At 63.6% G+C, this 25,346-nt stretch carries 26 protein-coding genes and 1 tRNA gene; 19 read left to right on the top strand and 8 right to left on the bottom strand.

The features are described from left to right. Positions 1 to 84: 84 nt before the first annotated feature. From G7043_RS09870 to G7043_RS09865, 3 genes are all read right to left on the bottom strand, one after another. A complete protein-coding gene (locus tag G7043_RS09870; protein WP_166045267.1) occupies positions 85 to 2,745 on the bottom strand; it encodes an RICIN domain-containing protein in 2,661 nt (886 codons plus the stop codon). Positions 2,746 to 2,827: 82 nt separating this feature from the next. After that, entirely contained in the window at positions 2,828 to 2,962 is a 135-nt protein-coding gene (locus G7043_RS49300; protein WP_278185721.1) for a hypothetical protein, read from the bottom strand. Between the two features lies 1 nt (position 2,963). Beyond that, entirely contained in the window at positions 2,964 to 3,275 is a 312-nt protein-coding gene (locus G7043_RS09865; RefSeq protein WP_166045266.1) for a hypothetical protein, read from the bottom strand. Between G7043_RS09865 and G7043_RS09860 the strand changes: the two genes are divergently transcribed. Together G7043_RS09860 and G7043_RS09855 are read left to right on the top strand one after the other, a co-directional pair. Further along, positions 3,268 to 3,471: an SDR family oxidoreductase gene (locus G7043_RS09860; RefSeq protein ID WP_242642087.1), complete on the top strand. Its 204-nt coding sequence runs from the start codon at positions 3,268 to 3,270 to the stop codon at positions 3,469 to 3,471. The two genes, G7043_RS09865 and G7043_RS09860, sit on opposite strands and share 8 nt — an antisense overlap. 73 nt (positions 3,472 to 3,544) lie before the next feature. Beyond that, positions 3,545 to 4,018 (top strand): GNAT family N-acetyltransferase, encoded by a 474-nt coding sequence (locus G7043_RS09855; protein WP_166045265.1) that lies wholly within the window; start codon positions 3,545 to 3,547, stop codon positions 4,016 to 4,018. A gap of 146 nt (positions 4,019 to 4,164) precedes the next feature. On the opposite strand, the gene G7043_RS09850 is transcribed toward G7043_RS09855, so the two are convergent. Further along, the gene (locus G7043_RS09850) at positions 4,165 to 4,665 is read right to left on the bottom strand and encodes a hypothetical protein (protein ID WP_166045264.1); all 501 of its coding nucleotides are present in this window, start codon (positions 4,663 to 4,665) and stop codon (positions 4,165 to 4,167) included. A 220-nt stretch (positions 4,666 to 4,885) separates the two neighbouring features. Here G7043_RS09850 and G7043_RS09845 point away from each other — a divergent pair, with 220 nt between their 5' ends. The 4 genes from G7043_RS09845 to G7043_RS09835 all read left to right on the top strand — a co-directional run bounded on the left by G7043_RS09845 (position 4,886) and on the right by G7043_RS09835 (position 8,480). Beyond that, complete coding sequence (locus G7043_RS09845) at positions 4,886 to 5,365, top strand: hypothetical protein (protein ID WP_166045263.1); 480 nt, start codon at positions 4,886 to 4,888, stop codon at positions 5,363 to 5,365. A 378-nt stretch (positions 5,366 to 5,743) separates the two neighbouring features. After that, positions 5,744 to 5,866 carry a hypothetical protein gene (locus tag G7043_RS49295; protein ID WP_278185720.1) on the top strand — a complete coding sequence of 41 codons (123 nt, stop codon included), beginning with the start codon at positions 5,744 to 5,746 and terminating at the stop codon, positions 5,864 to 5,866. A 259-nt stretch (positions 5,867 to 6,125) separates the two neighbouring features. Next, the gene (locus tag G7043_RS09840) at positions 6,126 to 7,685 is read left to right on the top strand and encodes an ATP-dependent nuclease (RefSeq protein ID WP_166045262.1); all 1,560 of its coding nucleotides are present in this window, start codon (positions 6,126 to 6,128) and stop codon (positions 7,683 to 7,685) included. Between the two features lie 228 nt (positions 7,686 to 7,913). Beyond that, positions 7,914 to 8,480 carry an HD domain-containing protein gene (locus G7043_RS09835; RefSeq protein WP_313887781.1) on the top strand — a complete coding sequence of 189 codons (567 nt, stop codon included), beginning with the start codon at positions 7,914 to 7,916 and terminating at the stop codon, positions 8,478 to 8,480. Here G7043_RS09835 and G7043_RS09830 read toward each other — a convergent pair. Next, a complete protein-coding gene (locus G7043_RS09830) occupies positions 8,465 to 8,938 on the bottom strand; it encodes an NUDIX hydrolase (protein WP_166045261.1) in 474 nt (157 codons plus the stop codon). The genes G7043_RS09835 and G7043_RS09830 overlap by 16 nt on opposite strands. A 10-nt stretch (positions 8,939 to 8,948) precedes the next feature. Next, positions 8,949 to 9,692 carry a DUF5919 domain-containing protein gene (locus G7043_RS09825; RefSeq protein ID WP_166045260.1) on the bottom strand — a complete coding sequence of 248 codons (744 nt, stop codon included), beginning with the start codon at positions 9,690 to 9,692 and terminating at the stop codon, positions 8,949 to 8,951. Positions 9,693 to 9,851: 159 nt separating this feature from the next. Here G7043_RS09825 and G7043_RS09820 point away from each other — a divergent pair, with 159 nt between their 5' ends. From G7043_RS09820 to G7043_RS09780, 10 genes are all read left to right on the top strand, one after another. After that, the gene (locus tag G7043_RS09820) at positions 9,852 to 10,307 is read left to right on the top strand and encodes a hypothetical protein (protein WP_166045259.1); all 456 of its coding nucleotides are present in this window, start codon (positions 9,852 to 9,854) and stop codon (positions 10,305 to 10,307) included. Between the two features lie 3 nt (positions 10,308 to 10,310). After that, positions 10,311 to 10,511 carry a hypothetical protein gene (locus tag G7043_RS09815; RefSeq protein ID WP_109629226.1) on the top strand — a complete coding sequence of 67 codons (201 nt, stop codon included), beginning with the start codon at positions 10,311 to 10,313 and terminating at the stop codon, positions 10,509 to 10,511. Further along, entirely contained in the window at positions 10,511 to 10,771 is a 261-nt protein-coding gene (locus G7043_RS09810; RefSeq protein WP_109629224.1) for a hypothetical protein, read from the top strand. Before G7043_RS09815 ends, G7043_RS09810 begins: the two co-directional genes overlap by 1 nt. Beyond that, positions 10,758 to 11,009 carry an AMED_5909 family protein gene (locus tag G7043_RS09805; protein ID WP_242642086.1) on the top strand — a complete coding sequence of 84 codons (252 nt, stop codon included), beginning with the start codon at positions 10,758 to 10,760 and terminating at the stop codon, positions 11,007 to 11,009. The genes G7043_RS09810 and G7043_RS09805 overlap by 14 nt, the downstream gene beginning before the upstream one ends. Before the next feature lie 411 nt (positions 11,010 to 11,420). After that, a complete protein-coding gene (locus G7043_RS48195) occupies positions 11,421 to 11,927 on the top strand; it encodes a hypothetical protein (RefSeq protein ID WP_242642085.1) in 507 nt (168 codons plus the stop codon). A 77-nt stretch (positions 11,928 to 12,004) separates the two neighbouring features. Beyond that, positions 12,005 to 12,910, top strand: coding sequence for an FtsK/SpoIIIE domain-containing protein (locus tag G7043_RS48190; protein WP_313887780.1), 906 nt, complete (start codon positions 12,005 to 12,007; stop codon positions 12,908 to 12,910). 26 nt (positions 12,911 to 12,936) lie between these two features. Then, positions 12,937 to 14,511 (top strand): replication initiator, encoded by a 1,575-nt coding sequence (locus tag G7043_RS09795; RefSeq protein WP_207311009.1) that lies wholly within the window; start codon positions 12,937 to 12,939, stop codon positions 14,509 to 14,511. 12 nt (positions 14,512 to 14,523) lie between these two features. After that, positions 14,524 to 14,733: a helix-turn-helix transcriptional regulator gene (locus G7043_RS50360; protein ID WP_166045257.1), complete on the top strand. Its 210-nt coding sequence runs from the start codon at positions 14,524 to 14,526 to the stop codon at positions 14,731 to 14,733. Continuing rightward, entirely contained in the window at positions 14,730 to 16,145 is a 1,416-nt protein-coding gene (locus tag G7043_RS48185) for a tyrosine-type recombinase/integrase (protein ID WP_166045256.1), read from the top strand. The genes G7043_RS50360 and G7043_RS48185 overlap by 4 nt, the downstream gene beginning before the upstream one ends. A gap of 71 nt (positions 16,146 to 16,216) precedes the next feature. Then, positions 16,217 to 18,982: a hypothetical protein gene (locus G7043_RS09780; protein WP_166045255.1), complete on the top strand. Its 2,766-nt coding sequence runs from the start codon at positions 16,217 to 16,219 to the stop codon at positions 18,980 to 18,982. A 525-nt stretch (positions 18,983 to 19,507) separates the two neighbouring features. On the opposite strand, the gene G7043_RS09775 is transcribed toward G7043_RS09780, so the two are convergent. Further along, positions 19,508 to 19,583: transfer RNA gene (locus G7043_RS09775), tRNA-Arg, on the bottom strand. Between the two features lie 241 nt (positions 19,584 to 19,824). On the opposite strand from G7043_RS09775, the gene G7043_RS09770 reads away from it, so the two are divergent. Genes G7043_RS09770 through G7043_RS09760 form a run of 3 tightly spaced genes read left to right on the top strand, consistent with a single transcriptional unit; the run spans position 19,825 to position 21,770 of the window. Then, on the top strand, positions 19,825 to 20,592 hold the full coding sequence (locus tag G7043_RS09770) for a hypothetical protein (RefSeq protein WP_313887779.1): 768 nt from the start codon (positions 19,825 to 19,827) through the stop codon (positions 20,590 to 20,592). A 10-nt stretch (positions 20,593 to 20,602) separates the two neighbouring features. After that, on the top strand, positions 20,603 to 21,340 hold the full coding sequence (locus G7043_RS09765) for an FkbM family methyltransferase (protein ID WP_166045254.1): 738 nt from the start codon (positions 20,603 to 20,605) through the stop codon (positions 21,338 to 21,340). Positions 21,341 to 21,356: 16 nt separating this feature from the next. Beyond that, positions 21,357 to 21,770 (top strand): hypothetical protein, encoded by a 414-nt coding sequence (locus G7043_RS09760; RefSeq protein WP_166045253.1) that lies wholly within the window; start codon positions 21,357 to 21,359, stop codon positions 21,768 to 21,770. Positions 21,771 to 21,816: 46 nt separating this feature from the next. Here the strand turns inward: G7043_RS09760 and G7043_RS09755 are convergent, their stop codons facing one another. Then, positions 21,817 to 25,014: a penicillin acylase family protein gene (locus G7043_RS09755; protein ID WP_166045252.1), complete on the bottom strand. Its 3,198-nt coding sequence runs from the start codon at positions 25,012 to 25,014 to the stop codon at positions 21,817 to 21,819. Between the last annotated feature and the right edge of the window lie 332 nt (positions 25,015 to 25,346).

The raw sequence follows: 25,346 nt of genomic DNA, 5'->3' as shown, positions 1-25,346 counted from the left end.
TGGCCCCATCGGGCGGCAATGTACCTGCGGCGCTGGAAGGCCGGGCGGCCACGACCCGGGGCACGGGCCGTGGCCGCCCGGTGGTCAGGACGGCTCGCCGATCAGCACGCCGCGACCGTTGGAGCCCGCGTAGACGCGGCCGTACACGTCGGGGTCACCGGTGATCACGCCGCCGACGGTTCCGCCGAACTGGGTGCGGTCGTCGTTGATCCGCGTCCAGGCCGTGCCGCCGTCGACGGACCGGAAGATCCCGGTGACGCCGTTCACCGTGCCGATGAGGTAGAGAGTCTGGCGGGCGGAACCGGGGGCCGCTTTGCCGAAGCCGACGGCTCCGGCCTGCTGCACACCGCCGATCTTGCTGAACGTCGCTCCGCCATCGCTCGAGTGCAGAAGCCCGCCGCCGTTCGCGATCCACAGGTCGCCGGGAAGGCCGGGGGTCGCCTGGACGCGTTCCCCCGCGAGGCCGCGGGCGCGGGCGGTGAAGCTCCTGCCGCCGTCGGTGCTGGCGAACAAGGTTCCGTCGCGCAGTGCGTAGAAGGTGTCCGCCTTGGCACGGTCGGCCACCACGGCCGCGCCGGAGGTCAGACCGGAGGACGCCGTCCAGGTCTTGCCCAGGTCCGTGGAGACGTGTGGCACCTGCCCGGACGCGGTCCACACCACGGTGCCGCCGTCGGCCGAGATCGCCACGGTGCCACCGCCCGCCGCGCTCACCGGAGCTCCCGTGAACGGCTTCCAGGTGGCGCCGCCGTCGGTGGAGTAGGCACCGCGCTGTTCCCCGCTGTAGCCGACGCGGACCACGATGTTCGGCTTGGCCTGCGCGAAGTCGATGCCGGTGGTGTTGCTGAAGCGCGGTCCGGACGAGGCACCGGCCGGCACCTCGTTCAGGTCGTCGTGGCGGAAGCCACCGATGTCGCCGAGTGCGCTGACCAGCTTGCCGCCCGGCGGCGCGACCAAGCCGAGCACCGCCGTCTCCTCCAGGCCCTTGACCGGGATCGTCCAGTGCGTGGAGCCGCCCTGGTCCGCCGCGGTCACGTCCTTGCTCGCCCACAGGCCCGATCCGGTGCCGTAGATGACGTGCCCGGAGTCGAAGGGGTCGATCGCCAGCGCGCCCATCCAGTGGCCGATGTGGTCGCCGACGTACGGCGCTCCGGACGCGTCGCGCACCGACTTGTCGCCGAGTGCCTTCCAGGTGGCGCCGCCATCGGTGGAGCGGAACAGCTCGTCCGACGGCCACCAGCGGTCGAGGGTCGTGACCATCACCGTGGCCGGACGCTGCGGGTCCACCGCGAGACCCGCGTAGCCGAAACCGTTGCCGGGCATCGGCGAGATGTCCTTCCAGGTGCCGTTGTACTTCCAGACCGAACCAGCCTTCACGCCGTTCGGTCCGGGGACGTCGGTGTAGGTCAGGTACAGCGATCCGTCGCCGGACAGGACACCGTGGTGCGGCAGTTGACCGGTGGGCTGACCGGGCACGGCCTGCCAGGTGGCACCGCCGTCGGTCGAGCGGTACAGCGACGTGGTCCTGTCGGCGACACCCACGTAGATCGTCTTGCTGCCGGCCGGTCCGAAGGTCACGAAGGACAGGCCAACGCCGCTGCTGGCGCCGTCCTTGACGGGGAAGCTCGAGACCTGGCTCCACGTGACGCCGAAGTCGGTGCTGCGCCACAGCCCGTTCTTGCGGGTGCCCAGGTACAGCGTGCGGTGGTCGGCGGGGTCGATCGCGAGCCGCTCGCCCATGGATCGGCCGTCCTCGTTGCCGCCCAGCTTGAACGGCAGGTCGGTGCGCTGGAAGGTCCTGCCCTGGTCGGTGGAACGCAGGATGGAACCGTTGCCCGCCCACCCGTTGGTGTAGGTGCCGGAGGCGAGGTACACGCGTTCGGGATCGGCGGGGTCGGTCGCCAGGCTCTCGATGCCCAGCAGGTTCCAGTCCCCGACCCAGTCGGTCAGCGGGATCCACTGGCTCGCCTTGGCGTCCCAGCGGTACGCGCCACCCATGTCGGTGCGCGCGTACAGCAGGTCCTTGCGGCTGGGGTTGAAGACGAACCCGGTGACGAACCCTCCACCCCCGATCGGCGCGTTGCGCCAGGAGTACTTGCCGGACGCCGTGGGCGCCGCCGGTGTGGACGGTGCGGCGGACGTGGTCGGTGAGGGCTTCGGCTGCGCGACCACGGCCGGAGGCTTGGGCGTTGCGGGGGCAGCGACCTTCGCGAGCTTCCAGCGCTGATCGGCGCCGCCCTGATCGGCGGCCTGCACGACCGCCTGCTTGTCAGCGCCGTCGTGCACGCACAACGCCATCCCGCTGCTGCGCGAGACGATCTTCACCTCGCCGTCGCCGACCTCGCTGATCTTCCACTGCTGGGAGGGCGCGCCGGTGTCCGACTGCTGCTCGACGCCTGCGTCCCGCACTCCCAGGACCTTCGAGCTGTTGTGGTTGACCAGCTGGTGGAAACCCTCCCCGACCGGCCTGACGCGCCACTGCTGGCTGGCGGAACCGGTGGCGGGCTGCTCCTGCTGGATCCGGACGCCGTCCGCGCTGTCCGCACCGGCCACGTCCAGCGCGTAGCCGCTGCGCGCGGAGACGAACTGGTAGTAGGCGGCGGAGTCCACGGACACCGCGTCCTTCGTGAACAGCACGTAGGACAGGCAGGAACCGGCGACCGCCGACGCGCTCAGCGCCAGGGCGATCACCCTCCCACGGCGGGTGCGGGCCCGCCTCCGGTCCGGTGTGGACACGGGCTTCTTCATCGCAGCAACTCCCAGGGGCTTGACCGTCTTCAGCACCTGGTTGCCGCGGAGGGCAGAAAGGTTTCCGTCCGAGCTGCTCTTTTCATCCGGGCGGCGCGTGGTGGTCGAGGATCGCCGTGACCAGTGCACGTGCGCTGGCCGGCGGTCCGTCCGCGCTCATCGCCTGCGCGGTGCTGTTCGCGCCTTCCCAGATGATCGACAACTGGTCGGCGAGCACCTCAGGCTCCGCAACCCCCCAGTCGCGCCGCCAGTTCACCGAACCGCCGGCGCACCCAGACCTTCGCGCCGACCGCGCGCTGGTGGGCGGGCAATGCGTCGTCGGGAAACTCCGCGAGCGTCATCATGCAGGCGCAGCCGCGAAACACCTCGGGACGGATGTCCTCGGCGAGCGCGTCGAACATGGCGAGGATGCCCGCACGCGGGTCGGGACCGGCCGCGGCGACAGCGGCGTCGAAGCGGTCCTCCGATCGTTGCCGTGACCTGGCGGCGTAAGCCGCGACCAGCTCGTCCTTGGTCGCGATCTTGTCCACGCCCGTCGCACGAATGCCCTGCCAGCAGAAGAGACGACTCGCGACGTCGAGTCACCTCGGCCGGGTCGGTGCGGCAGCCGACATCGCCGACGCGGTCGCGTTCTTCACCACGCCGGACAGCAGGTGGGTCACCGGTCAGGTCCTGGAGGTCAACGGTGGCCTCTACCTCGGGCCGCGGGCGTCCCTGCACCACTGACTATTTCGGTGTCGCCCTGCGCGTGCGGGTAGTACAAAGCGAGATGATCCGCATGTACCCATTGGGGGATGACATGACAGTCCGTCTCGCTGACGTCTCCGACGCTCCTGCGGTGGCCGCCGTGCAGGTGCAGACCTGGCGGACCGCGTACCAGGGCCTGATGCCGGACGAGGTGCTCGCCGCCCAGTCGGTCGAAGCGCGCACGTCGATGTGGCAACGCCTCATCCCGAACGGCGGCGTCTGGGTGGCGCTCGTCGATGACGAGGTGGTCGGCTTCGCCGCCGCCGGCCCGTCCCGCGACCCCGACGCGCCGTTCGAGCTGTACGCGATCTACGTGCTGTCCGCCGCGGCGGGCAAAGGCCTGGGTTTCGAGCTGACGAAGGCCGCGCTGGGCGACGAGCCGGACGTGATCGTCTGGGTGCTGGACACGAACGTGCAGGCCCGCCGCTTCTACGAGCGCATCGGGTTCCGCGCCGATGGCGTCACGAAAACGGAGATGGAGCGCGGGGCAGAGCTGACCGAGGTCCGCTACCGCCGCACGCTCTAGCGTCGGACGGTGATCTCGTCGACGAGCACTCCGGTCTCGTTCACGTGGTCCGGGGCGGCCCGAGATCGGCGATCAGGCCGTGAACGAGAAGGCTTTCGGAGTTGTCGGCGCCGTGCTGAACTTCGTACTTCTGCTGGTCGCTTTGGCTATCGAGCAGCCGTGATCACCAGCACCGAGTAGACCTCACCGAGGTCGATCACCACGACCTCGACCACGCCGGCGCAACCCTCACCCGGCAGAACGACATCGGCCCTGAACCACAACCCACCCGAGATCCGCGACGAACGCGCATCTCTCAACCGAGCGTCATCCGGCCACTCCCGCCGCAGAAACTCCTCTGCCTCCACCATCGCCACGACGGCAGGCTTGTCCCCTTTGGGAACCTCGATCACGTCCCACGCAGCCCCGGGCTCGACGGTGTTCACGACAGCGGAATCACCATTCGCCCCAGCCAACGGCACCCCGAACACACTCACCATCTCGGGCCGCTTGACCACCGAGACCAGCACCAGACCGACGACAGCGAACACCAGCGCCACGCCCGTCATCGTCGCCCCGCTCATGTGCAGTCCGCCGTGGACGGTGCGCACCTGAGCGGCGAACCGAGCCTTGCCGCTCAGCTCGTTGCGCCCCCCTCTGCCGGCCACGTCGCCTCCCACCCGATGAACGGTGTGGTTACAGAAATACGCGGCAATTCTGAGAGAAGAGTTCAGCAAAGGCTGAGAATGTCCGCGGTCCTCTCAGCATGGAATAGCGGCCTCCACGCATCCCGATCGTCACCAGCCTTCACCAGGCGGGAATCCGCGCCCGGCGATCACCACGTTCTTTGCCTACCATCGTCCCTCCGCCGACCTGGGAGGTGCCGTGGTGTTTCGCCCAGTGTTCCGCCGCAACCTGGAGTCGCGCGAGGCCTCGATAGCCCGCCAGGTCTTCGGCGACGCCCTGGACATCAGTGCCCTACGCCTGGCCGAGGGCGGCCTGCTGGGCAGCTTCGGCGTGGCCCGCACCCTGCCGCGCCTGGTCACGTTCCCTCGCGGAGTCCTGACGGCGCCACAACACCAGGCGCGCTACGAGCGCTGGCTGGTGCACGAACTGACCCACGCCTACCAGTACCAACACGGCCGCAGCGTCCTCAGCATGCTCCCGACCGCGTTTGCCGGGTTCTTCGTGAAGGGGCTCTACGACTACGGCGGCGCCGAGGGGCTGCGCGGGAAGACGTTCGCCGACTTCAACACCGAGCAGCAGGCCAACATCATGGCCGACTACTACTACCTGAGCACCTACGAACCGCACCACGACCTGGCGGCCTACGAGCCGTACATTGAATTCGTGCGCTCGGGGGCGTGACGAAAAGATCAAGCTCTGACCGCGTTGCCGCTGGTCAGAGCTTGATTCACCCGGCGAAAGGTGGTGCCCCAGGCAGGATTCGAACCTGCGACACACGGTTTAGGAAGGCACGTCAGGCATCGGGCGCTCCGTGCCTGCTGACCTGCGGCTTCGGCTGCTGCCGTTGTGGCGCTTGGGCTCCGCGTTTCGCAATGGTTTCGCGGTTCGCGTCCTGCCACTTCTCGGCCATCAACCCGATCCCCAGCCTGCACGCGGCCGGTGCCGTCGAGTCAAGGTACGCCCTCCAGCCTTGACGCGTCGGTGCTGGCCGTTCGTCATGCTCGCGGGGACGGGTTGGCGGCGTGCTGTCTGCTTGTCGACAAGGAGCCTCGTCGACGTGTGCTCATGATCGGTGGCAAGGCGGCGGAGCCGGCGCGGCAGTCGAGCGCCCGGACCGGCAAGTCCGCGGTGACCCTGACGGCGCTCGTCGGGAGCTGCTGGCCGGCATGGCTCTACGGGTGAGCTCGTCGGTTGGGGCAAGGCCGGAGGACGGCGCGCAGCGCCGCCCGGCCGACCGGCGCAGCGAAGCGGATGCCGGGAGTGCCGGGATGGAAGGTGTTCGCCGTACGTGCGGAGCGTGCCGCCAGAGGCGGCCTTGATCCTGTAGAGCTGATTTCGGCAAGTCAGATTGGTGACGCTTCGCTTCCAAGTCGAGCACGCTTGACACAGAAACGGTGTTTTGATCCAAGGTGACAGTGGGCACGCACCTTATCATCATGCGATGAAGCTCACCGCTGTAAGAATCAAGAACTTCAGAAGTATTGCCGACACCGGTGTCGTTGAGTTGGGCGACATAAACGTGATTGTCGGTCGAAATAATAGCGGCAAATCTGCCTTCGTCCGTGCGCTTCACATGATTCAGCAGGGCGGCGTTTATGAAAACTCCCCCGTGCGATTGAATGAAACATCTGGATCCGTGCACTACACAATCAAGGGTGACCGGCTTACGGATGACGTCAACAAGTACTTCAATATTCAGTTCGGAAGTGATGCTAGTGGAATCCGTACACTCGGAATCGGGATGGAATTCTTCCGGTCTGGCGACAAGATGGTGGTCAACCGGAAGGCACTTGCTGTAAGTATGACAAATGGTGCCGAGAACGAACTTGGATTTGAAGAGATCCGCGCGTCAGAGCCGAGGAATTATATCTACCCTTATTTGTCAAATCGGAAAGTTGCAACTTACAGTGAGAGTGTAGATCTCCTAAGTACTCGACGGGTTTCTAGCGACCTTTCGAATCTCTACGCCAAAATTGATCGAATCTCTACTCCTCAGCACCACGCGTACGAGAAGTTCTCCGAATTGTGTGCCAAGGTGATTGGATTCCAAGTCGGCACTCAAGCTTCTGGGGAAGGTAAGGTTGCAGGCATTCCGATCGGTCGAGAAGATTATGTTGCACTCTCCTCAATGGGGGAAGGTGTGCCGAACCTCCTCGGCCTTATTGTCAACCTTTGTGTTGCGGAAGGAAACTTGTTCCTAATTGAAGAGCTTGAGAATGACATCCACCCGCAGGCGTTGAAAGCACTCCTTGAGGCTATTGTTGAGAGTTCTGACAGGAATCAGTTTGTAGTATCAACTCATTCTAACGTGGTTTTGCGTCATCTGGGTTCTGCTCCGAACTGCAAGGTTTTCTCGGTGTCGGTATCGGCTCCTCCTCGTGAGATTCCGGTTTCTACCCTGACTGAGGTTGGGCAGACGTCCTCGGCGAGAATAGGCGTGCTGCGCGAGCTAGGCTATGAACTGTATGACTTTGAGCTTTGGGACGGCTGGTTGATACTCGAAGAGTCAACCGCAGAAGCAATTATCAGGCGATTTCTAATTCCATGGTTTGCTCCAGGTCTGAATCGCGTTCGAACGCTCGCCGCTGGCGGCACTGCGAAAGCCGAACCTGCCTTCGAGGACTTCCGTAGACTCTTCCTCTATCTGCACCTTGAAGCGCAGTATCACGAACGGGCATGGGTCATGCTCGACGGAGATCCGAGCGGTCGTGAAGTGATCGATAAACTGCGTGAAAAGTATGGAACCACCTGGCCTCAGGAGCATTTCGATGTATTCAGTGAGCATGATTTCGAGCGGTACTATCCGTTGCGATTCTCTGAGGAGTCGGATCGAGTTCTCTCGCTGAATCACCGGGAGAAGCGTCCTGCAAAAAAGGCGCTCTTTGACATAGTGGTTGAGTGGTGTCTTCAAAATGAGGAACTCGCAAAAGCTGAGTTTGCGGAATCTGCTGCTGAAATTATCAACTTCCTTCAGGCGGTTGAGCGCAAGATTAGATGCTAGGTTGCCGGGTGTTAATCCATCTCTCTTAGTGGGATTGCCTGAAGCGTGTTGCTGAACAAACGTCCTATCTGAAATGGTGGCAACTCGAACACCGAGCCGCCTTGGCGATGACCTGAACCCACTCGTTCGTGAAGAATTCGAGGATCCATGGTGCCTTTGGCAGGATAAACGTGATGTTCAGGTTGTTGCATGGTGACCGCCGGGCAGTCATCGGCTAGGTTGGCAAGGGTGGACCTCGTTGAGCGGGCGATGCTACTCGCGGAGCAGGAACTTGCTGCTGAACTGCCGACTCGTTGGCTTCATGTTCAAGGGGTGGCAGACAGGGCCAAGTTGGCCGCATCTACGTTTTCTGTAGAGGACGGAAATCTCCTTGTGGCGGCCTCCATCCTTCATGACGTCGGATATGCTCCAAGGCTTGCGAAGTGTCGGTTCCATCCGCTCGATGGTGCCGCCTATTTGGAAGACCTCAAATTTCCTGAGCGGCTGTGCGCGCTTGTGGCCCATCACTCGTGCGCGTACCGAGAGGCTGAGCTTCGAGGGGTGTCGGCCGAACTCGCACGCTGGACGGACGAGAGCACGCCTCTGCGTGATGCCCTCTGGTGGGCCGACATGACGACCACGCCTGAAGGTGAACCCACGAGCGTGCACGACCGGATCGAGGAGATCCAGAAGCGCTACGGCCCGGAAGACCTGGTCACCTTCTTCATCCGGCAGGCCAAGCCTGAATTGGTCGGCGCGGTCGAACGCACCGAGAAATGGCTACGCGTGGCGGGAGTCGACTACACCGCGAAGTAGGGCGTCGTGCGCTCCTGGAACCCGTGCTCGATCCGAAGTCGGATGGACGGGTGGATGTTGAGCGCGTCGAGGTCTCCGCGGCTTACCCAATGAACTTCGCTGGACTCGTTGCTCGTGCGCAGCTCGCCGCCGATCAGCCGCGCTCGGAAGCAGATGGAGAACTGCTGCCGTACCTCGCCGTCCGTGTACGCGATGACGTGTGTGGGGTCGGAGTAGACGCCGATGATGTCGACGGGCTCGACGTCGATCCCGGTCTCTTCCTTGACCTCGCGGATGACGGTGTGGCCTATGGTCTCGCCGACGTCCTGTGCTCCGCCGGGGATTGAGTATAGGTCGTTGTCGGTGCGTCGGATCATCAACAGCCGGCCGTGCTCGTCCTGCACGAACGCGGTCACCGCCACCACGATGTTGGTCGCTTTGGGGGCGTTGGGATCGTTGTAGTGATCGGTGCGAGCCATACCTACTTGCCTACCACTTCGGTGGCTTTGCGCCGTCCCACACGCCCTGGAAGCTCTCGGCGTACGTCTCGAACAGGTCGCCGCCGGACAGTCGGCGCAGGTGCAGGACCGGGGCGTGAGCTGCCATGAAGCCGTGGACGTGCGTGTTCACGAGCATCTCGTCGTCAAAGCGGTAGATCGAGTTGTAGAGAGTCGTCCCATGTACGCGGATCTCTACGCCGGACACCTCTGCCAACGGCTTGTAGACCGCAAGAGCATTCCGGATCTTCGCGCCGAGCGTGCTCTTCCCGATTCCCTCTTCCTCGCTGCGTCGAGCTACCTCGCGGCTTGCCGGGTCTCCGAGCAACAGGCGGATCTTGACGCCGTCCTCTGCCTTCTGGCGAAGCGTCCTGATCAGCGCGGGGTTGTCCACGAGGAACATGCCGGCGTAAACCAGGATCGAGATACTGATCTTCGACTGCTCGATCAGGTGTCCCCAGATGTCCTGCGGTACGGCGTGGCGGTGTGCGTAGACCTGCACGACCTCGGACTCGTTGATCTCTTTCTTCTTCTCCGGCGCGACGGCGTCCGGCCAGAGGTATGTCTCCGTCTCGCGGACCATGGCGGCGATGGCGTGCCGGTGGCGCGGGTACGGCGTGCGGTCCTGGGTGATCCACCGTTCGACCGTCTTCGGGTCGACGCCGGTGGCCTTGGCCACCTCATCGAAGCCCAAAGTGTTGCGCAGCAACGCATCCCGCAAGCGTTGGTTCGGCATGACCGCACCCTCCGTACAACTAGGGACGTCTTCAAGCTAACAGAGACGTCTGTAGTTGTCCTGTTGTGTGGTGTTGACGTCCTGCGGATTCGTCGAAAGTCGTAGGTGTCGAGATGTCGGGGAACGGCCCCGACCGGCACAAACGACAGGAGAACGACGATGGCGATCACAGGTGGGAGCAGGTTCCCGGCGGGTCATGACTTCGTGTTCCCGCGGGGTGCGCTCGTGATGGGCGTCGAGCCGGTGCTCAAGTTCCAGTCAGCGGAGGACCGCGCCAAGGGCCTGCCCGTCGAGCAGGAGGTCGACAAGGAGAACGGACTCCTTGTGTGGTCTGTCCTGGTGATCGACCAGGCGGCCGAGCGCAAGACGGACGCGGCGGTCACGGTCAAGATCTCGGCGCCTCACCGGCCGGTGCCGCCCGAGGCGATCCCCGGTACGGACATCCGCCCGGCCGTGTTCGAGGGGCTTACGGTCACGCCGTGGATCGACGACAAGGGCTGCCGTGGCGGCCATGTCGGTGAGCGTCACCGCTGCCGGGCCAAGCTCGGGTACAGCCTGCGCGCCACCGGCATGAAGGCGGCCGCCGCGGCCAAGCCTGCATCTAAGGCAGCGTGATCCGTGGCCGACTTGATGCGCCTGCACCTGACGGCGAACCTGCCGATTCGGGTGGAACCGCTCGTCTTCGCTGGACGGGTTGAGTTCCGGCTGGGCAACGCCTTCCCGGCGGTGCTGGTCGTTGACGCTGAAGCACTTCCCCGGCTCGCCGAAGCGGTCGCGGAAGGTCAGGCCGCTCTCGACGCTGCGCGAGGTGGTCAGTGATGGGGTTCAACGCCACCTGCACGCCCGGCTTCGACGCCGCTGCGGCCATGGTCCACGTGACGCCAGAGGTCCCCGCCCTGGCGATCTTCTTCGACCCGGTCAACATCGCGGTCCAGCTTCCGCCCTTCCCAGGTGGCGCGGACGTGCTGATGCGGTTCTGCCGGGAGCTGTCGCGCGAGGCGGCGAAGCTGGCCGACTACCTCGGCAACCAGGAAGGGCGTCACGCGCTCGCGGAGGGAGACCCCGATGTCCGCGGTTGAGGTCATGACCTGGAGTCGGGCGGAACAGGTCAAGACGCTGAGCGAGGCGCATGACGTGCTGAGCAAGCTCCTGCCCAATCCCAAGTCCAAGCCTGAGGTGCTGAAGGACTACTACCTGCGCTCGGCTGCCATCTATGCGCGCGTCGCGGAGACCGATCGCAGTCACCACCACGAGGCCATCTACTGGGCCAACCGTGAGCGTGAGAAGGGCGAGGCGATCAAGCTCCGCAAGAGCTAGTTAAGTCCTGTTTGGACAGAGCGTGTGACCGTGCTGGGTCATGCGGCGATGCCGCACGTCTTGTTGCGGCGCAAAGAGAACCTGAGACGCAGGAGCGGAAACCGGCTACCAACCTTGCCGCTCCTGCATTGCTCACCCAACGTGGGAGTGAACAAAGATGAGCGTAGAGCCTGAGCGCATCCGTGCGCTAGACAGGGCCACAAAGCAAAGGCTGTGGGATCGAATGATCTCCAGCATGCAGACCGTTTCCAGCTACGTCGTTTTGCTTGATGACGGCGGCCTGGAAACGTTGGAACTCACCGCTGCACAGGCCGAGGGCTTCGAGTGCCTGACGTGTAAGGCGCAGTGCTCGAACAGCGCGGGGTCCTTCGTGCCCGTTGGTCGGATCCCGAGCGTGGGTTCCGTCTTTCAGTGCATCGCGTGCTCGGTGGGTGCGCGATGAAGGGCAACCGGTGGGTTGATCCCGCGCCGTTCGAGGGCGCGCGTCCGCAGGTCCCTTGGTGGGTATGGCTTCCCGGCTGGGTCAAGCTCGTGCTCGCACCATTCGCACTGCTGTGGCTGGCGCTTCGTCTGGCCGCGAAGTTCGTCATGCTGACCGTTCGATACCCGATCGCCGTCACGGCCGGCCTCGGTGGGGACGTCGCCTATCGGCAGTTCGGGCTCTCCCCGCTGGTGCTGGCGCTGCTGTCACTCGTGTGCGCCCTGACCGTCTGGTACGGCCTCGATCGGGACTCGTTCTTGCGGCACGGCTGGTATCGCGTGCTCACAGAGTGGCGGCGGCTCAGCGTGTACGTGCCGCAGTGGCGCACCGTGATGCGCCTCGCTGAGATGACCAAAGAAGTCCGCGGGAAGGAGTACCTCCCGAAGCTGCGCCGCGTCCGATCTGAGGGTTGGCGGGACAAAGTCCGGGTGGGATGATTCCTGCGCAGTCGCCGGAGCAGTGGGAAGCACGTCGAGACAACCTGGCGCACTCGTTCAACGCTCGGTCGTGCCGAGTGCGGGTGCTGAAGCCTCGATTGCTTGAGCTCGACTTCATCCACGCTGACCCGCTGGCCCGACCGGTTGCTGTGCCGCAACTCGCCGATGCCGGAGAGGTCGATCTCAAACGCGTGGTCGTCGGCCAGACCGAGACCGGTAAGTCCTGGCGGCTCAAGCTGCTCGGCTCTCAGGTCCTCGTTGTCGGCGTTCCCGGCGCGGGCAAAGGCTCGGTGCTGTGGTCGATCGTGTGGCAGCTCGCCCCGGCCATCAAAGCAGGAATGGTCCGCCTCGTCGGCATCGATCCCAAGGGCGGCATGGAGTTAGGGCAGTGTCCGGACGCGTTCGAGAAGGTCGTCTACGACAATGGCCCTGAAGCTGTTGCCCTGCTTGAAGAAATCGCGGCAGAGGTCAAAGAGCGCGCCACTCGCTACCGGGGCATTCGGCGCCTCTGGGCGCGCAATACGGGTGAGCCGTTCACGGTCCTGATCGTTGATGAGCTGGCGGACCTGATCGCTTACCAGTCGGACCGGAACCTGCGTGAGCGTGCGACGCGGGCTATCCAGACGATCACCTCGCAGGGGCGCGCACCTGGCTATGCCGTTGTGGGTCTGGTCCAGGACCCGCGCAAGGAGATCGTGAGCTTCCGGCACCTGTTCACCACCCGCGTGGCACTGCGTCTCGATGAGCCGGTGCAGGTGGACATGGTCCTGGGTGACGGCGTCCGGCAACGCGGTGCGGCTGCCCACGAGATCAGCGAGAACACGCCCGGTGTCGCGTGGGGCAAGGAGGACGGGCAGCGCGAACCGGAGCGTGCGCGGGCTTTCAACGTCACGGATGCGGACCTGGTCGAGCTGGGCGTCTACCTCGCTCCGGCCACGGTCCACGAGTTCCCCGAGCTGACTGAGGGGCGTGAGGCGGCGTGACTGAGTACCTCACTCGTTCGGAGCGGATGAAGCAGCCGGCCGCGCTCGACGTGGCTCGGGCTGTCGCTGAAGAACACGGCGTGTGTGTTCGGCCGTTGGCCAAGGAGCGGATCGACCTCGACACCGGACGCGTGGACATCGTGCCTGTACCGTGCGGCTCGACGGTCGCGAGTGTGTGTCCTACCTGTGCTGAGAAGAACCGGCGTCTGCGGATGGCGCAGTGCCGTGAGGGTTGGCACCTGGCAGAGGAACCAGACTTCACGCCGGACGCTCCGAGCGACGAACAGCGGGAGTTGGCTGCTTACCGGGCCGACCTGGTCAAGGCCTTCCGCCTGGCCCTCGATGAGGGTGACGAAGTTGGAGCGGAGGAGGTTCGGGAAGAGGTCGCGGAGGTCGACGCCGAACTTCGGCAACTGGGAGTCCGCGGTTCGCTCCCGCCTCTGGAGATCCCGTTCAAGGCTGCTCGGAAGCGGTCGACCAGGCGGCGGCAGGACGCGCCCAACCTGCCTCGACGGCCGGTCAGCAGGCGCACTGTGGGCAAGGTCTTCGGCGGCAAGTACCAGCCCTCGACGTTCCTCACACTGACCCTCGACACCTACGGCAAGGTCCGTAGCGATGGCACACCAGTTGATCCGACGTCGTACGACTATCGCCGTGCTGCAAGGGATGCGGTGCATTTTGCCGCGCTGCTCGACCGGTTCGTCCAGAACCTTCGGCGCTGTGTTGGCTGGGAAGTTCAGTACTTCTCGACGGTCGAGCCACAGCGTCGGCTTGCTCCGCACTGGCACGCGGCGGTTCGCGGATCGATCTCGCGAGCGGAGTTGCGGGCGGTCGCTGAGGCCACGTATCACCAGGTCTGGTGGCCTGAACATGACGAGATCAAGTACAGCAGCGACAACCTGCCAGTGTGGGATGTCCGGGCCAAGGGCTTCGTTGATCCGCAGACGCGGAGGGCCTTGCCTAGCTGGGAAGACGCCGTCAGCGAAGTTGAGCGTCCGGCTCATGTGGCGCGGTTCGGGGTGCAAGTGCACTCCAAGGGCATCCTCGGCGGCACTGAAGAGGCCGGCCGTCACATCGGCTACCTGACGAAGTACCTCACCAAGAGCATCAACGAGTGTTTTGAGCCGCAGACCGCGCGCCAGGGGGACCACGCCGAACGGTTGTGCGCGGAGCTGGCTGTGACGCCCTGCTCGCCGCAGTGCGCGGTGTGGTTGCTGTACGGCGTCCAGCCTCGTGGGGCTCGACTGTCCACGGTGCCTGGGAAGTGCAAAGGCAAGGCACACAAGCGAACCACGCTCGGCGTTGCTGGTCGGCGGGTGCTGGTGTCGCGCAAGTGGTCTGGGAAGTCGCTCGCTGACCACAAGCACGACCGCAAGGCATTCGTTCGGCAACTGCTCGCGGACGTCGGGATCAAGCCTGAGGACCAGGCGCAGCGCGTCGTCTGGAACAACCTCCAGCCCGGTGATCCGAACGTGCCGCCACGGGCGCACCTGCTTCTGAGTGCCGTCGCTGAGCGGCACAGGTGGAAGGCCGAATACACGGCCGCGCTGCTCGCATCTGCCGGACCTTCAGAAAGTTCGGCAACTCATCTAGCTGCGTAAACGGGGGGAACCATGAACGGTAAGGCACGTGAGATCGCTGAACTGATGTCTGTTCCGGAGATGCTGGAAGCGCTTGGCGGGGACGTCTCCAGGGACACGTTCTACAAGTGGCGGCAAACGGGGAAGGGGCCTCGTTGCTTCCCGCTCCCGAACGGGGAGCTGCGGTGTCGGCGCACGGACTTCCTGGACTGGATGGATGACCTCTACGGGCGGGCCGCATGAGCGAGACGACGCTGAAGGTCACCTTCTGGGAGATCGCCGACTGGACGAAGAAGAAGACGGCCAAGGGCAAGAAGCGGCCGAAGCCGTGGGGCGTCCGGTGGGTGACGGAGAAGAAGAGCCACTCGGAATGGTTCGCGAACAAGGCGCAGGCGATCAACCGGCGTTCCGACCTGATGAAGGCGGCGCGGCTCGGTGAAGAGTTCGATGTGGAGACTGGGCTTCCGCTGTCGGAGCTGAAGCGGAAGAACTCCTTCTCGTTCTTGGAGTTTGCTCAGTCCTATGTGGATATGAAGTGGCCCGACTCGGCTGCGAAGACGCGGAGCAGCACGGTGGATGCGCTGGCGACTGCGTGCGCTGCGTTCGTGAAGAGCGGGCCTAGCCGGCCGGAGTTGACGGAGCTGCGCGGAGTGCTCACTCGTCACCTATTGCCGCCGACGACTCGTGACGATCAGCTCGACCGCGAACAGCAGGAGGTCGCGGACTGGCTGGCTCGGTACTCCCGGCCTCTGTATGACATGACCGACGCTGTGGCCGTTCGGGAGGTTCTGGACGCGCTGGCCACGAAACTCGATGGCAAGTCCGCGGCTGCAACCGTGTACTCGCGGAAGCGGGCTGTGCTGTTTAACCTGCTGGCGTTAGCGGTCGAGCGGGAGTTGATCCCGGACAACCCGTTGAACCGGATCAAGCGCAAGGTCGCGAAGCTCGTGGAGCAGGTGGACCCGCGCGTGGTGGCCAATCCTCGGCAGATTGAGGAGCTACTGACGGCGGTGTCGTACGTCGGGCGGCGGAACGCTGATCGGGGCGCGCACCTCGAAGCGTTCTTTGCCACCTGCTACTACGCGGCGGCGCGGCCGGCTGAAGGGCTCGGGCTCAAGCTGGACGACTGCACGCTTCCCGATGAGGGCTGGGGCCTGCTCATGCTCGGTGAGTCCAGGCCATCGGCGGGGAAGCGGTGGACTGACTCGGGAGAGGTGCACGACCAGCGCGGGCTGAAGCACCGTGGCGCGAAAGACGTGCGGCCCGTGCCGATTCCGCCTGTCCACGTGCGGCGGCTTCGAGAACACATCGACCGATTCGGTGTCGGCTCGGATGGCCGACTGTTCTGGTCGCCAAACGATGGCGTGGTGTCGTCCTCGACCTACTACCGAGTCTGGCGCGACGCCCGCGAGTATGCGCTCGCACCTGCTCAGGTGACTTCGCCGCTCGCTGGGCGGCCGTACGACCTGAGGCACGCGGCCGTGTCGCTTTGGCTCAACGGAGGCGTCCCGGCTACCGAGGTCGCGGAGCGGGCTGGGCACTCTGTAGAGGTTCTGCTCAAGGTCTACGCGAAGTGCGTCGACGGGCAGCGGGACCAGATCAACGAGCTGATCGAGGGGTTGTTCTTCGGGCGCGATCTGAGAGAGCGCTGTTAGTTGATCAAAGCCCGCCGACTCGCGGACATATGGAGCAGAGCTCGCGGCGACTTAGGTCCTAGAATCGAGCAATGCTGGAGGCCGTGGTGCAGTCTTACCGGAAAGTAATGGCGTGGAGAGTTGTCGGCTCCTACGTGATTATCGTGCTTGCCACGGCGGTAGGGGCACGGTTTATCGAAGTAGGTCTTTTTGCAAGCCTTGCCCCCAGTGCTCGCGATGCACTTAGTGTCATGTGGCAAGTGCACGGGGCTATCATCTCTGTCGGTTTTACGGGTTTGGCGATCACGTTTCAGCTTCTCGCGGATCCGCAAGTTTCTCCTGGCCCTGCTCGTCGTTCGGTGATGCGTCGGATAAGGTTCAATCAACTTCTGGTTGTTGGCATTGCATCAGATATCGCGACAGGCATGGCGGCGATCTGGTTTCATAGTCACGCAAATGTCTTCCTTATGTTCATGCTCGCTTTCGTGCCAAGCATCCTAGCGATCGGGGTAACCTACGCGTATTCAGCTCATCTCTTTGGTCGTCCTCACGAGGTTGAGGATCTGACGCTCGACGATCTAATTGCTACCATCCGTGATACGGCCCGTCAGCTCGCCTGCTACAATGAAAAAGCCAGTAAACTCGATGAGGTTGTACGCAAGCTTCCGAGTATTGCTCTTGGGCGGAATGCCGACCCGTCCTCGGTGCCGACCCTAGTCGTGAGAGTTCCTGAACCTGTACCACCTGGGCTTATTCAGGGATTTGATACGAAAAAGCTTGAACAAATCTCAAGCCTCTTGGTCAGTGCGGGGGCTATGAAAGATATTCAATCTGGCGAGAGCAAGAGTCCTGTCGCGTATCTAAGGGCTCATCTAGGACGCAAGCCTCTTTCTGGCCACGGAGTCATCGATGTGTTCAATATCGATCACTTGCCTGATCGCGTGCGCGATCAGTTGGAGAAGCTGGCGGCCAGCGCTCTTGTTGTGGTTGATAAGGCCGATGATCCGGCACTTCTTCTCCTGAGGGCGCTTGAAGACCTTCAGGAAGTCCTAATAGTGGCCATGCAGGCTGCGAGGTATCCAAGCGTTAAGCGCGGATTTGAACACTATCGAAAGATAGTAGTGAGCGTACGCAGCGTCATGGAGGGAGCATCTGGGAGGCTGGCTGTCGATTCGTACGAGACGAATTGGCGATGGCTGGATTCCCATATTTGGGAGATAAACGATATCGCGGCAAGGGCTGGCGAGAGAGTTGCTATTGCAGCTACAGGTGCGGTCTATGGTCGTTGTGTCGATGCGTTGTCAAGTACAGACATTGGCTTCTTTGCCGCGCAAGCCCAAAACTACTCGCAGCTTTGGTCGACGCTGCTACTGAAAGCGGATGAGAATGAGAATGCGCTGGAGCATCTCCTGGTGTCGCTTAGGGACCTGACTGAATACACGGTACCCTACAGGGTCAAACATGAGGAGAAAATTGACAGCTTTGCGGCAGCCGCGCTTGGAGTTTGGATATCGATCCTGAGTGAGGCGTACGAAAAGAATAAAGATCAATGGGCTACTCGTGCGCTTACCTACCACTCGGGGTTGTATAGGTTCACGGCGAAGACTTCGCAGATGAAGTCTGAGGTGCAGCAGTCTGCGATCTTGCTAATCGCGTGGCTTCTGTATCGTCGTGATACCTTTGGTGTCGATACGGGCGGCGCAATTAGCCAGGTCCTTTCTAGTATCAAGCTCGACTTCAGTGATATGAATAGTGCGTTGAGGGCTGCGGTTGGGGCAAGGCGTAGCGAAAACTATGATCTCATCAGGCGATGGGAAATGACTTCAGCTATGCCTATGTATGAGGCGCGTTTGGTTCGGGCTAGTGAGTTTGTTTTCAAGGCAGGAATTCTCGTGCTGACCAAGCTTCCTCCGTTGGCCCCCGGAAGTGTTCCGAGAGAGTTTTACGACTACTCGCTTGCGGCCGGGCAGTATATCGAGCCTTTGAAGTCTGAGATCGACCCGTCGTGGGGAATTAAAGAAGAGTATCTTGATACGGTCGCAAGTGCTCTAAAGCTAGTGATTGAGCGATATCGGGGAGAGTCGCAGCAGAGGCTGAAGGCTGCGAAACTGGAGGAAGAGCGAGTTTCCAAATTCTTGGAGGCGCTTGCGGATGAGGTCCGTCAGTCAAGCAGGCTGCTGGAGCTTGTTGAGCCCAGTGAAGATCAGCAAGTGGACTCTGAGAATTCGCGAGTTTTTGGGCAACGGCTCAGCGTCCCGAAACTCTACTTTGTAGAAACTGAGGTCCATGGAGACCCTGATCATCTTGGCGCCAACGTTGGACGCATGATTCGAGTTAGCGAAGAGCGCTTGGCGCTAATTCAGTTGTTCTCTTGGGGTAAGTCGACGTCTCTAAGCTTTGTGAATTCCGCGCGGAAGATTTCGAGGTGGGCTGAGCTAGCCTCGGCTCCCGTTGTCCTTCTATTCGGTTCGTACGACGTCGCCTCCCTTCTAAACTTCAACTATGACACCTCGACGATCAAGGTTGATGGCGTAACTATTGAGGCGCTTCAAGTTTACGTTCTCAATGATGTTGAAGAGCATATTGCACTGCTTGATCGAGCAAAGCTTCCTCGCCTGGTGCGTCGACCTGAGCAAGGCGGTTCCTTGAAGGAGATCGAGGGGACCCAAGTATCCGTATCAGTTGTTGATAAGGGGGATACGGATTCTGATGGTGTCCCAAGTGTAGAGGTCGAGTTCGGTAGCCTCGTGCAACCTGTGCATCCTGAGATTACAGAGGTCGAGTTCATTCGTATTACAGACCTGCCGACTGAACATTTCCGTGTTGATGATTTTGCGGAAGACGTCCCGCGGTCGTAGTCCGTTGTGGGTGTCGGAGCGCTTGGGAGAACGGCGCGGTTGGTCCGCTGCGAGCGGGCGATCTGTGACAACCGGTGGTTAAGCCGAAGTTGATTGAGGTGGACTTTTCGGTGGTTCACGTGCTGAGTTGCCGGAGCGGCAGGCTTTAAGGGCCTGAGGCGAGTTGGCTAACGGCACACTCCCGGACGGAGCCTGCTCATGCTGGCCTCGCCGCTCGCTTGGTGACCGGACGACCTGGAGGCACGCGGCTCTGTCTCTAGCTCACGCGGCGGCGTGCCGGCCACCGAGGTCGCGGAGTGGACAGGCACTCGGGGAAGTGCCGCTCAAGATCCACGCAAGTGCACCGATGGGCAGCGGGCCAGATCAAGGAGAGTTCGAGAGGCTGTGCCTGGGCTCGATCTGTTTCGCGATGGTTTCGCAGACGGCGGCAAACAGGGGCAGATTCCCGCTGACGGTGACTGACCAAAAAGATCAAGCCCTGACCGCGTTGCCGCTGGTCAGAGCTTGATTTCACCCGGCGAAAGGTGGTGCCCCAGGCAGGATTCGAACCTGCGACACACGGTTTAGGAAACCGATGCTCTATCCCCTGAGCTACTAGGGCTGGCGACAGCAGTCTACCGGGACGCCGCCACCGAGTTGACCAGCGCCCCCGCCTACCGCCGACCCGAGACCGCTCACGCTCGGTGAGGGAACGGCCGAGACCCGTGCGGCCGTTGGAGGGAAGTGAGGCACGCCACCTTCTGTTGGGTAGAAACGTCAGGTACGCAAGGCGTGTGAGCAGACCCTGGCCCGACTTCCGTCCTGGACCGCTTGGCGCCCTCAAGGCTTGGTGGCGGCGGCGCGTGCCCAGGCGTGCTGAGGACATCACCTTCGTGCCGCCGGTGAGCAGTCATCAGCACGAGTTCGAGACGCCGTTGCCCAGCGCTGTGTACGGGCTGGACTTTCAGATCAAGCTGATCGTCAACTGGCGGCTTGATCTGGCGACCGGGTTGAGGCACAACTCGCCGAAGAACGCTGCCATCCATCACATCTTGCAGCGGGCCAAGGAGATCAGCGGCAAGGCGATGTTGGTGCACCACGCGGCCCTGCAGGTGCAGTTGGGGGATGAGCTCGCCACTGAGCGGCAGGTGCCCGGGACGCACGTGTGGGCGAGGGCCGAGCAGGTGAAGATCAGTGTCAACGAGGACGACCTCGAGATGGCGCGGAAGCACATCGAGCTGCTCCGGAACTCCACGTTCAAGTTGGCTGAGCGGGATGTTGAACGGGCGGAGATCCGGTACCTGCGGGACGAGGTGTTGACGGACGTCGGCACCGCCACGATTTGGTGGTTGCAGCGCAACGGGTACCGGGTTGAGGAGGCGGTGAAGTTGTCCGGGCACCTCGCTGAGCTGGTCAAGATCGCTCAGCTTGAGCCGACGACGCACTGGGCCGAGTCGCTGGTCAGCAGTGTCGAGCGGGCGTTGCCCGAGTTGGAGGACCGGCATCGGAAGGACCTCAGGCAGCATCTGGCCAAGGCGTTGAGCGTTTATGGCGGGTCGCGGGTGGCTGCCGAGTTCGCGGATCAGATCGGGTTGCCAGCGGGCGAACAGCACACCAACGGGCACGTCTAGGGTGGTTCGGGTGTTGACCGAACTTCGCAGTGCCGCGGTGGTTGCCGGGTTGCGGGCGCTCGCCCGGCTCACGCCCTATGCCGAGGCGGAGCTCCTCGGGCTCCGTAAGATCATCAAGCCTGGGGACGTCTGCGTTGACGTCGGGGCGGCTTTGGGGTTGTACACGGTCACGTTGTCCAGACTCGTTGGTCCACAAGGGACTGTGCACAGCGTGGAGCCGTTGGTGTTCGCGCATCCTGCGTTGTCGTACGTCCTGAGGCCGCGAGAAGGGCGCAACATCAAGAGGCACTCGGTTGCCCTTGGGGCCGAGCGGCATGGGCGCGAGGTCATGAGCGTGCCGGTGCGGCACGGGAGTCCCGTCACCGGGCGGTCGTTCTTGACGGTGGGGGCCAAGGGGCTGGGGTCCAACGAGGAGTTCGACCAGCACCTCGACGTGTTGGTCAAGACGGACACGCTCGATCACTTCGTCGAGGAGAACGGGATCGGGCGGCTCGACTTCGTCAAGGCGGACGTCGAGGGGGCCGAGCTGCGGGTGCTCGAGGGGGCGAAGGAGACCATCGAGCGGTTCAAGCCGGCGTTCCTGCTGGAGATCGAGGAACGGCACGTCGAACGGTTCGGGTACCAGGCGAAGGACGTCGCGGACTTCCTCACCGAGCGCGGGTACCGGATGAGCACCTGGCACGGCAGTGAGTGGGTGCCGACCGGCAACATCGGTGACGAGGCGCGGAACTACTTGTTCAGGGCCTAGCAGGACCACGTCGGCGGTGAACAGGTTCTGGGAGCATCCGCACTTCCGCGAGCTCGCCGCGCTGGACCTGCCGGCCGGCGACTTCGCCGTCACGGGCAGCGGTGTGTTGTTCGCCCATGGATTGATCGCCGATCCCCGCGATCTCGACGTGCTGACTCGCGGGCTCGCCTGGGAGCGGGTCACGCAACTCGCGGCGCCGCAGCCGATGCCGTTCACCGCCGGCGAGGCCGTGGTGAGCGGGTGCCTGGAGTTCGTCGACCGGTGGTTTTCCGACATGTGGGTTGTTGATGAGCTCATCGACGACGCCGATGTGTTGCACGGCTTCAGGTTCGTGCGGCTGGACGTCATCCGGGCGACGAAGGTGATGCTGGGGCGGCCGCGGGACCTGGAGCATCTGGCGCTCATGGACGAGAAAGTCCGGGAAAAGTAGAGGACGCCGACCCCTGGGGGTGGATCGGCGTCCTCATCTCGAAGGCCTACAAGCTGTAGACCTCAAGCTCGTACAGGGAGTATCCGTAACGAGTGGCCCGTTGGGTACCCGTCAGTCGGAGGTATCTCGCGTCCTGTGGCGTGAACGCTACGACATCGTCGCCGCCATCGCCAGCACTTGTGGAGAAAACGTTCCGCCAGTTCGTGCCGTCATTGGAAACTTCGATGCGGTAGCCGCTGCCGAACGCCGATTCCCAGTGCAACACTGCGCGACCGATTCGTTGCACAGAGCCAAGGTCGACCTGGATCCATTGGTTGTCGCTCCAGTCGCTCGCCCAGCGCGACGTGGGGTTTCCGTCCAGCACGTTCGACGGCGGGAGGTTGTTGGCACCCGTCTCGTGCGACGACGCGGAAGCGGTTTTGCGTGCTGCCAGGTTGGTGATGTTCTGGCTGCGGCGGGACGGGAACTGCACGACCTGCTGGTAGGTCGGGCGGTTCTGCCAGTGGATCTTGTCCTGGGTGATGCCGCCCATGGCGCGGTGGATGATCGTGTCCGCGCACCACTGGTCGCCCGCGGCGCAGTCGGCGTCACCCGGGTAGACCTGGTTGGCCGGCTTGGCGACGGCCGCGGTCAGGGAGTCCACCAGGGCGGTGCGGCAGCCGGACAAGGTGCCGCCGCCGCAGTAGGTCTGCGGGAAGGCGCCCTGGACCGGGTCGCCGAGGACCTTGCGCAGGTCCTTGTCCACGTAGCCCCACCAGCCGTACTGGAACGAGGAACCCTTGTGCGGTGCGGCGCCGTGGGTGTCGGACGGGGACTCGTCGATCTGCTGGGCGGCCGCGATGGCGTCGTACAAACCATCACCCAGCGATGTTTTGAACTGCGCCTGCACCAGCAGGGGCCACCAGGCATCGAGAACTCGAATGGCCTCGGCGTGGGCGTAGGTCTTGCTGCCCTTCGCGGTCTCCTTGCGCAACGAACCGGAGCGCTGCCAGTCCTTCAGCTTCTGCACGACGGGAGCGAGCGCCGGGGTCACGGGTGACGACTCGACGACGCGCAGCAACTCGGGCAGCACCTGCTCGGCGCGCAGGTCGGCCACCGCGGCCTCGCCCATGGCGCGAGTCAACGACGCACGCGTGACCTTCTGGCCCGAGTTGATCAGCGCGCGGACCCGGCCGTCCAGCAGGTCGCCACGGTGCACGGCGCTGTGGCCGAAGCCACCGAAGGTGAAGTCCTTGGCCTGCTTGTTGTTCCAGGAGATGTAGTAGTCCTGGTTGATCGAGTTCGGGTGGCCGGCGAACGGCATGTAGGAGGCGACGTTCTCGTTGCCGTCCCAGTTGACCCACTCGTACTCGGCGCGGCCCCACGTCGGCAGGTTCGGGTCCACAGTGGAGCGACGCACCGGGTTCAGGCCCGAGTTGAAGTACGCCGCGTCACGGGAGTCCACGTAGAACCAGTTGAACGCGTAACCGATGTTGTTGGCCGCGCGCTGGAAGTCGGTGGCGGAACGGATCGCGGAAGGATCGTTCAGCTCCTGGAACCCGATGATCGAGTCGACCTCGTGCATGTAGGTCGAACGCAACGTCGTGTACGCCACGATCTTGCCGCCTACGGTCGCACGCGAAGTCACCAGGCCGTACTTCGTCCGCCACATCACCAACGTGTAGGAACCGGCGGCCGTGCCGTCGGCGACCGTGGGCTTCCAGGCGTTCTTGCGCTCCAGGCGTTCCATCGGCGTGCAAACGCCGTGGAACAGGTAGCTCGACGAAGCCTTCGTGGGAGCGGAGCCGTCCGGGTTGCACAGCTCGACGGCGTAGGTGTCGACGATGTCCTGCCCGGAAGAAGTGGCGCTCCACGAGTAGTCGACACCGCGGCCGAGCTGCACGTACATCGAGACGCCCGCGAACGCGACACCGCGCGAACGCACCCCGGGACCGTTGAGCTCCTGCAGCATCAACAACTGCGGCGCGAAGTAGCCGGTCTGCGGGCCCCACACGGCGATCGGGTTGCCGGTGTCGGTGAAGGCGCCGGACACGGCCAGCGCGTTGGACATGCCGTGCTTCTTGTTCAGCAGGTCGGCGGGCAGAACGCCGTCCTCGAAAATTCCGCGAGCCTTCGCCACGTCAGCGGTAGCCGGCGCCGAAGCCGTGGTACCCGTGCCGCCCACCTCGTCGTAGACCATCCGCTCCGGCGTGATGCTGCCGGAGTCGGGCAGCGCCACGCCCTGGGGAGAAACGGGAGAGGCCGCGTACGGGAACGACTGTCCGTTGTGGAGGGTGAGCACGGCCTCGGGGTCGTTCTGCGCCCGGAACGCCTTCCACACCTGCTCACCGACGGTGGCACCGTACTTGTTCTGCGCGGCCAGCTTCACCAGCGCGGACTGCACCTCACCGCCGCCGCCGGCGCCGAACAGGCCGCCGACGACCGAGGCGATCGCCACCATGTCGGTCGACTTGAACGGCTGGATGTCGTTCCAGTTCGTGACAGAGTCGGCGTGCCCGGTCAGCACGTACTCGCCGGGGAAGTTCCGCGCCGAGATCGACTGCGTGATGTACGCGTTGATCCCGGAGATGTAGTCGTTGACGTCGGCCACCGCCTGACGCCCGCGCTCGCCGTTCTTCGCGGCCGCGGTGTCGATCTGCTTCTGCAGGTCCGCCTCGGTGTACGGGATCTGGTTGTAGAAGCTCTGCTCCAGCACCCGGTTCGACGGCGCACCGCCGGCGAACCCGGAGAGCTGCCCGCGACCGAGGTGGCGGAACAGGTCCATCAACCACAACCGGTCCTGCGCGGCCGCGTAACCGGCGCCGTACATCGTGCCGGACCGCGTGGTGCCGGTGATGTGCGGCATGCCGATCTTCTTGTCGCGCACGATCGTCACGTCCGCGCGCGGCTTGATCGTGCTCTCGACCTGGTCGGAGGTCACGCCGAACGACGCGTCGTTGAAGAAGTTCGTCAGCTGGTCGTTCGTGAGGCCGCTGGCCCCGCTGACCAGGCCGTCGTACTTGCCGAGCTGGTCGGCCGAGTGTCCGGGCCTGGAGCCGAACGCTTTGTGGGCCAGGATCTCGGCCAGCGTGGCGTTGCCGTTGTTGCCGGGCGGCAGGATGTCGCCGCACTGGCCGAGGCAGTAGTCGTCGGCGGCGAACGCGGCGGCGCGAGGTTCCTCGGCTCGAGCGGTCGGGACGAGAACTAGGGAGGCGGTGACGGCGGCGGTCGCCAGCAGGGACGTCACCGGATTGGCTCTCCGCATGGCGCGAAGCTCCTCTCCGTGCAGGGCAGGGTTGCTGTGACGGACGTTACTTTCCGGTACGCCTATCGCGAAAGACCTTCGCGTTTGCGGTTCGGTCACGGTTGGGCTGCATCGATCCAGAAGCCGCCGAAGCAATTTCTGGTCCACATCTGTGCTTCTGGTACGACATTCCACTCAGTGGGATTTTCGCGTTTGGTTACTCAGGGTTCTGATGACACCGCTTACGGCCTGGTGGCATGCCTACGCAGCGAAGTCGGCGCGCAATTCCGGTAACTGTGAACGTCGTCGCCGTTCTCGAAAATCCGTTACCACATGATGAGATAACTGAGAAT

This window comes from Lentzea alba (assembly GCF_011067745.1).
Classification (GTDB): domain Bacteria; phylum Actinomycetota; class Actinomycetes; order Mycobacteriales; family Pseudonocardiaceae; genus Lentzea; species Lentzea alba.
The sequence above is the reverse complement of the archived record's forward strand: the minus strand, read 5'-3'. Positions and strand labels throughout refer to the sequence as shown.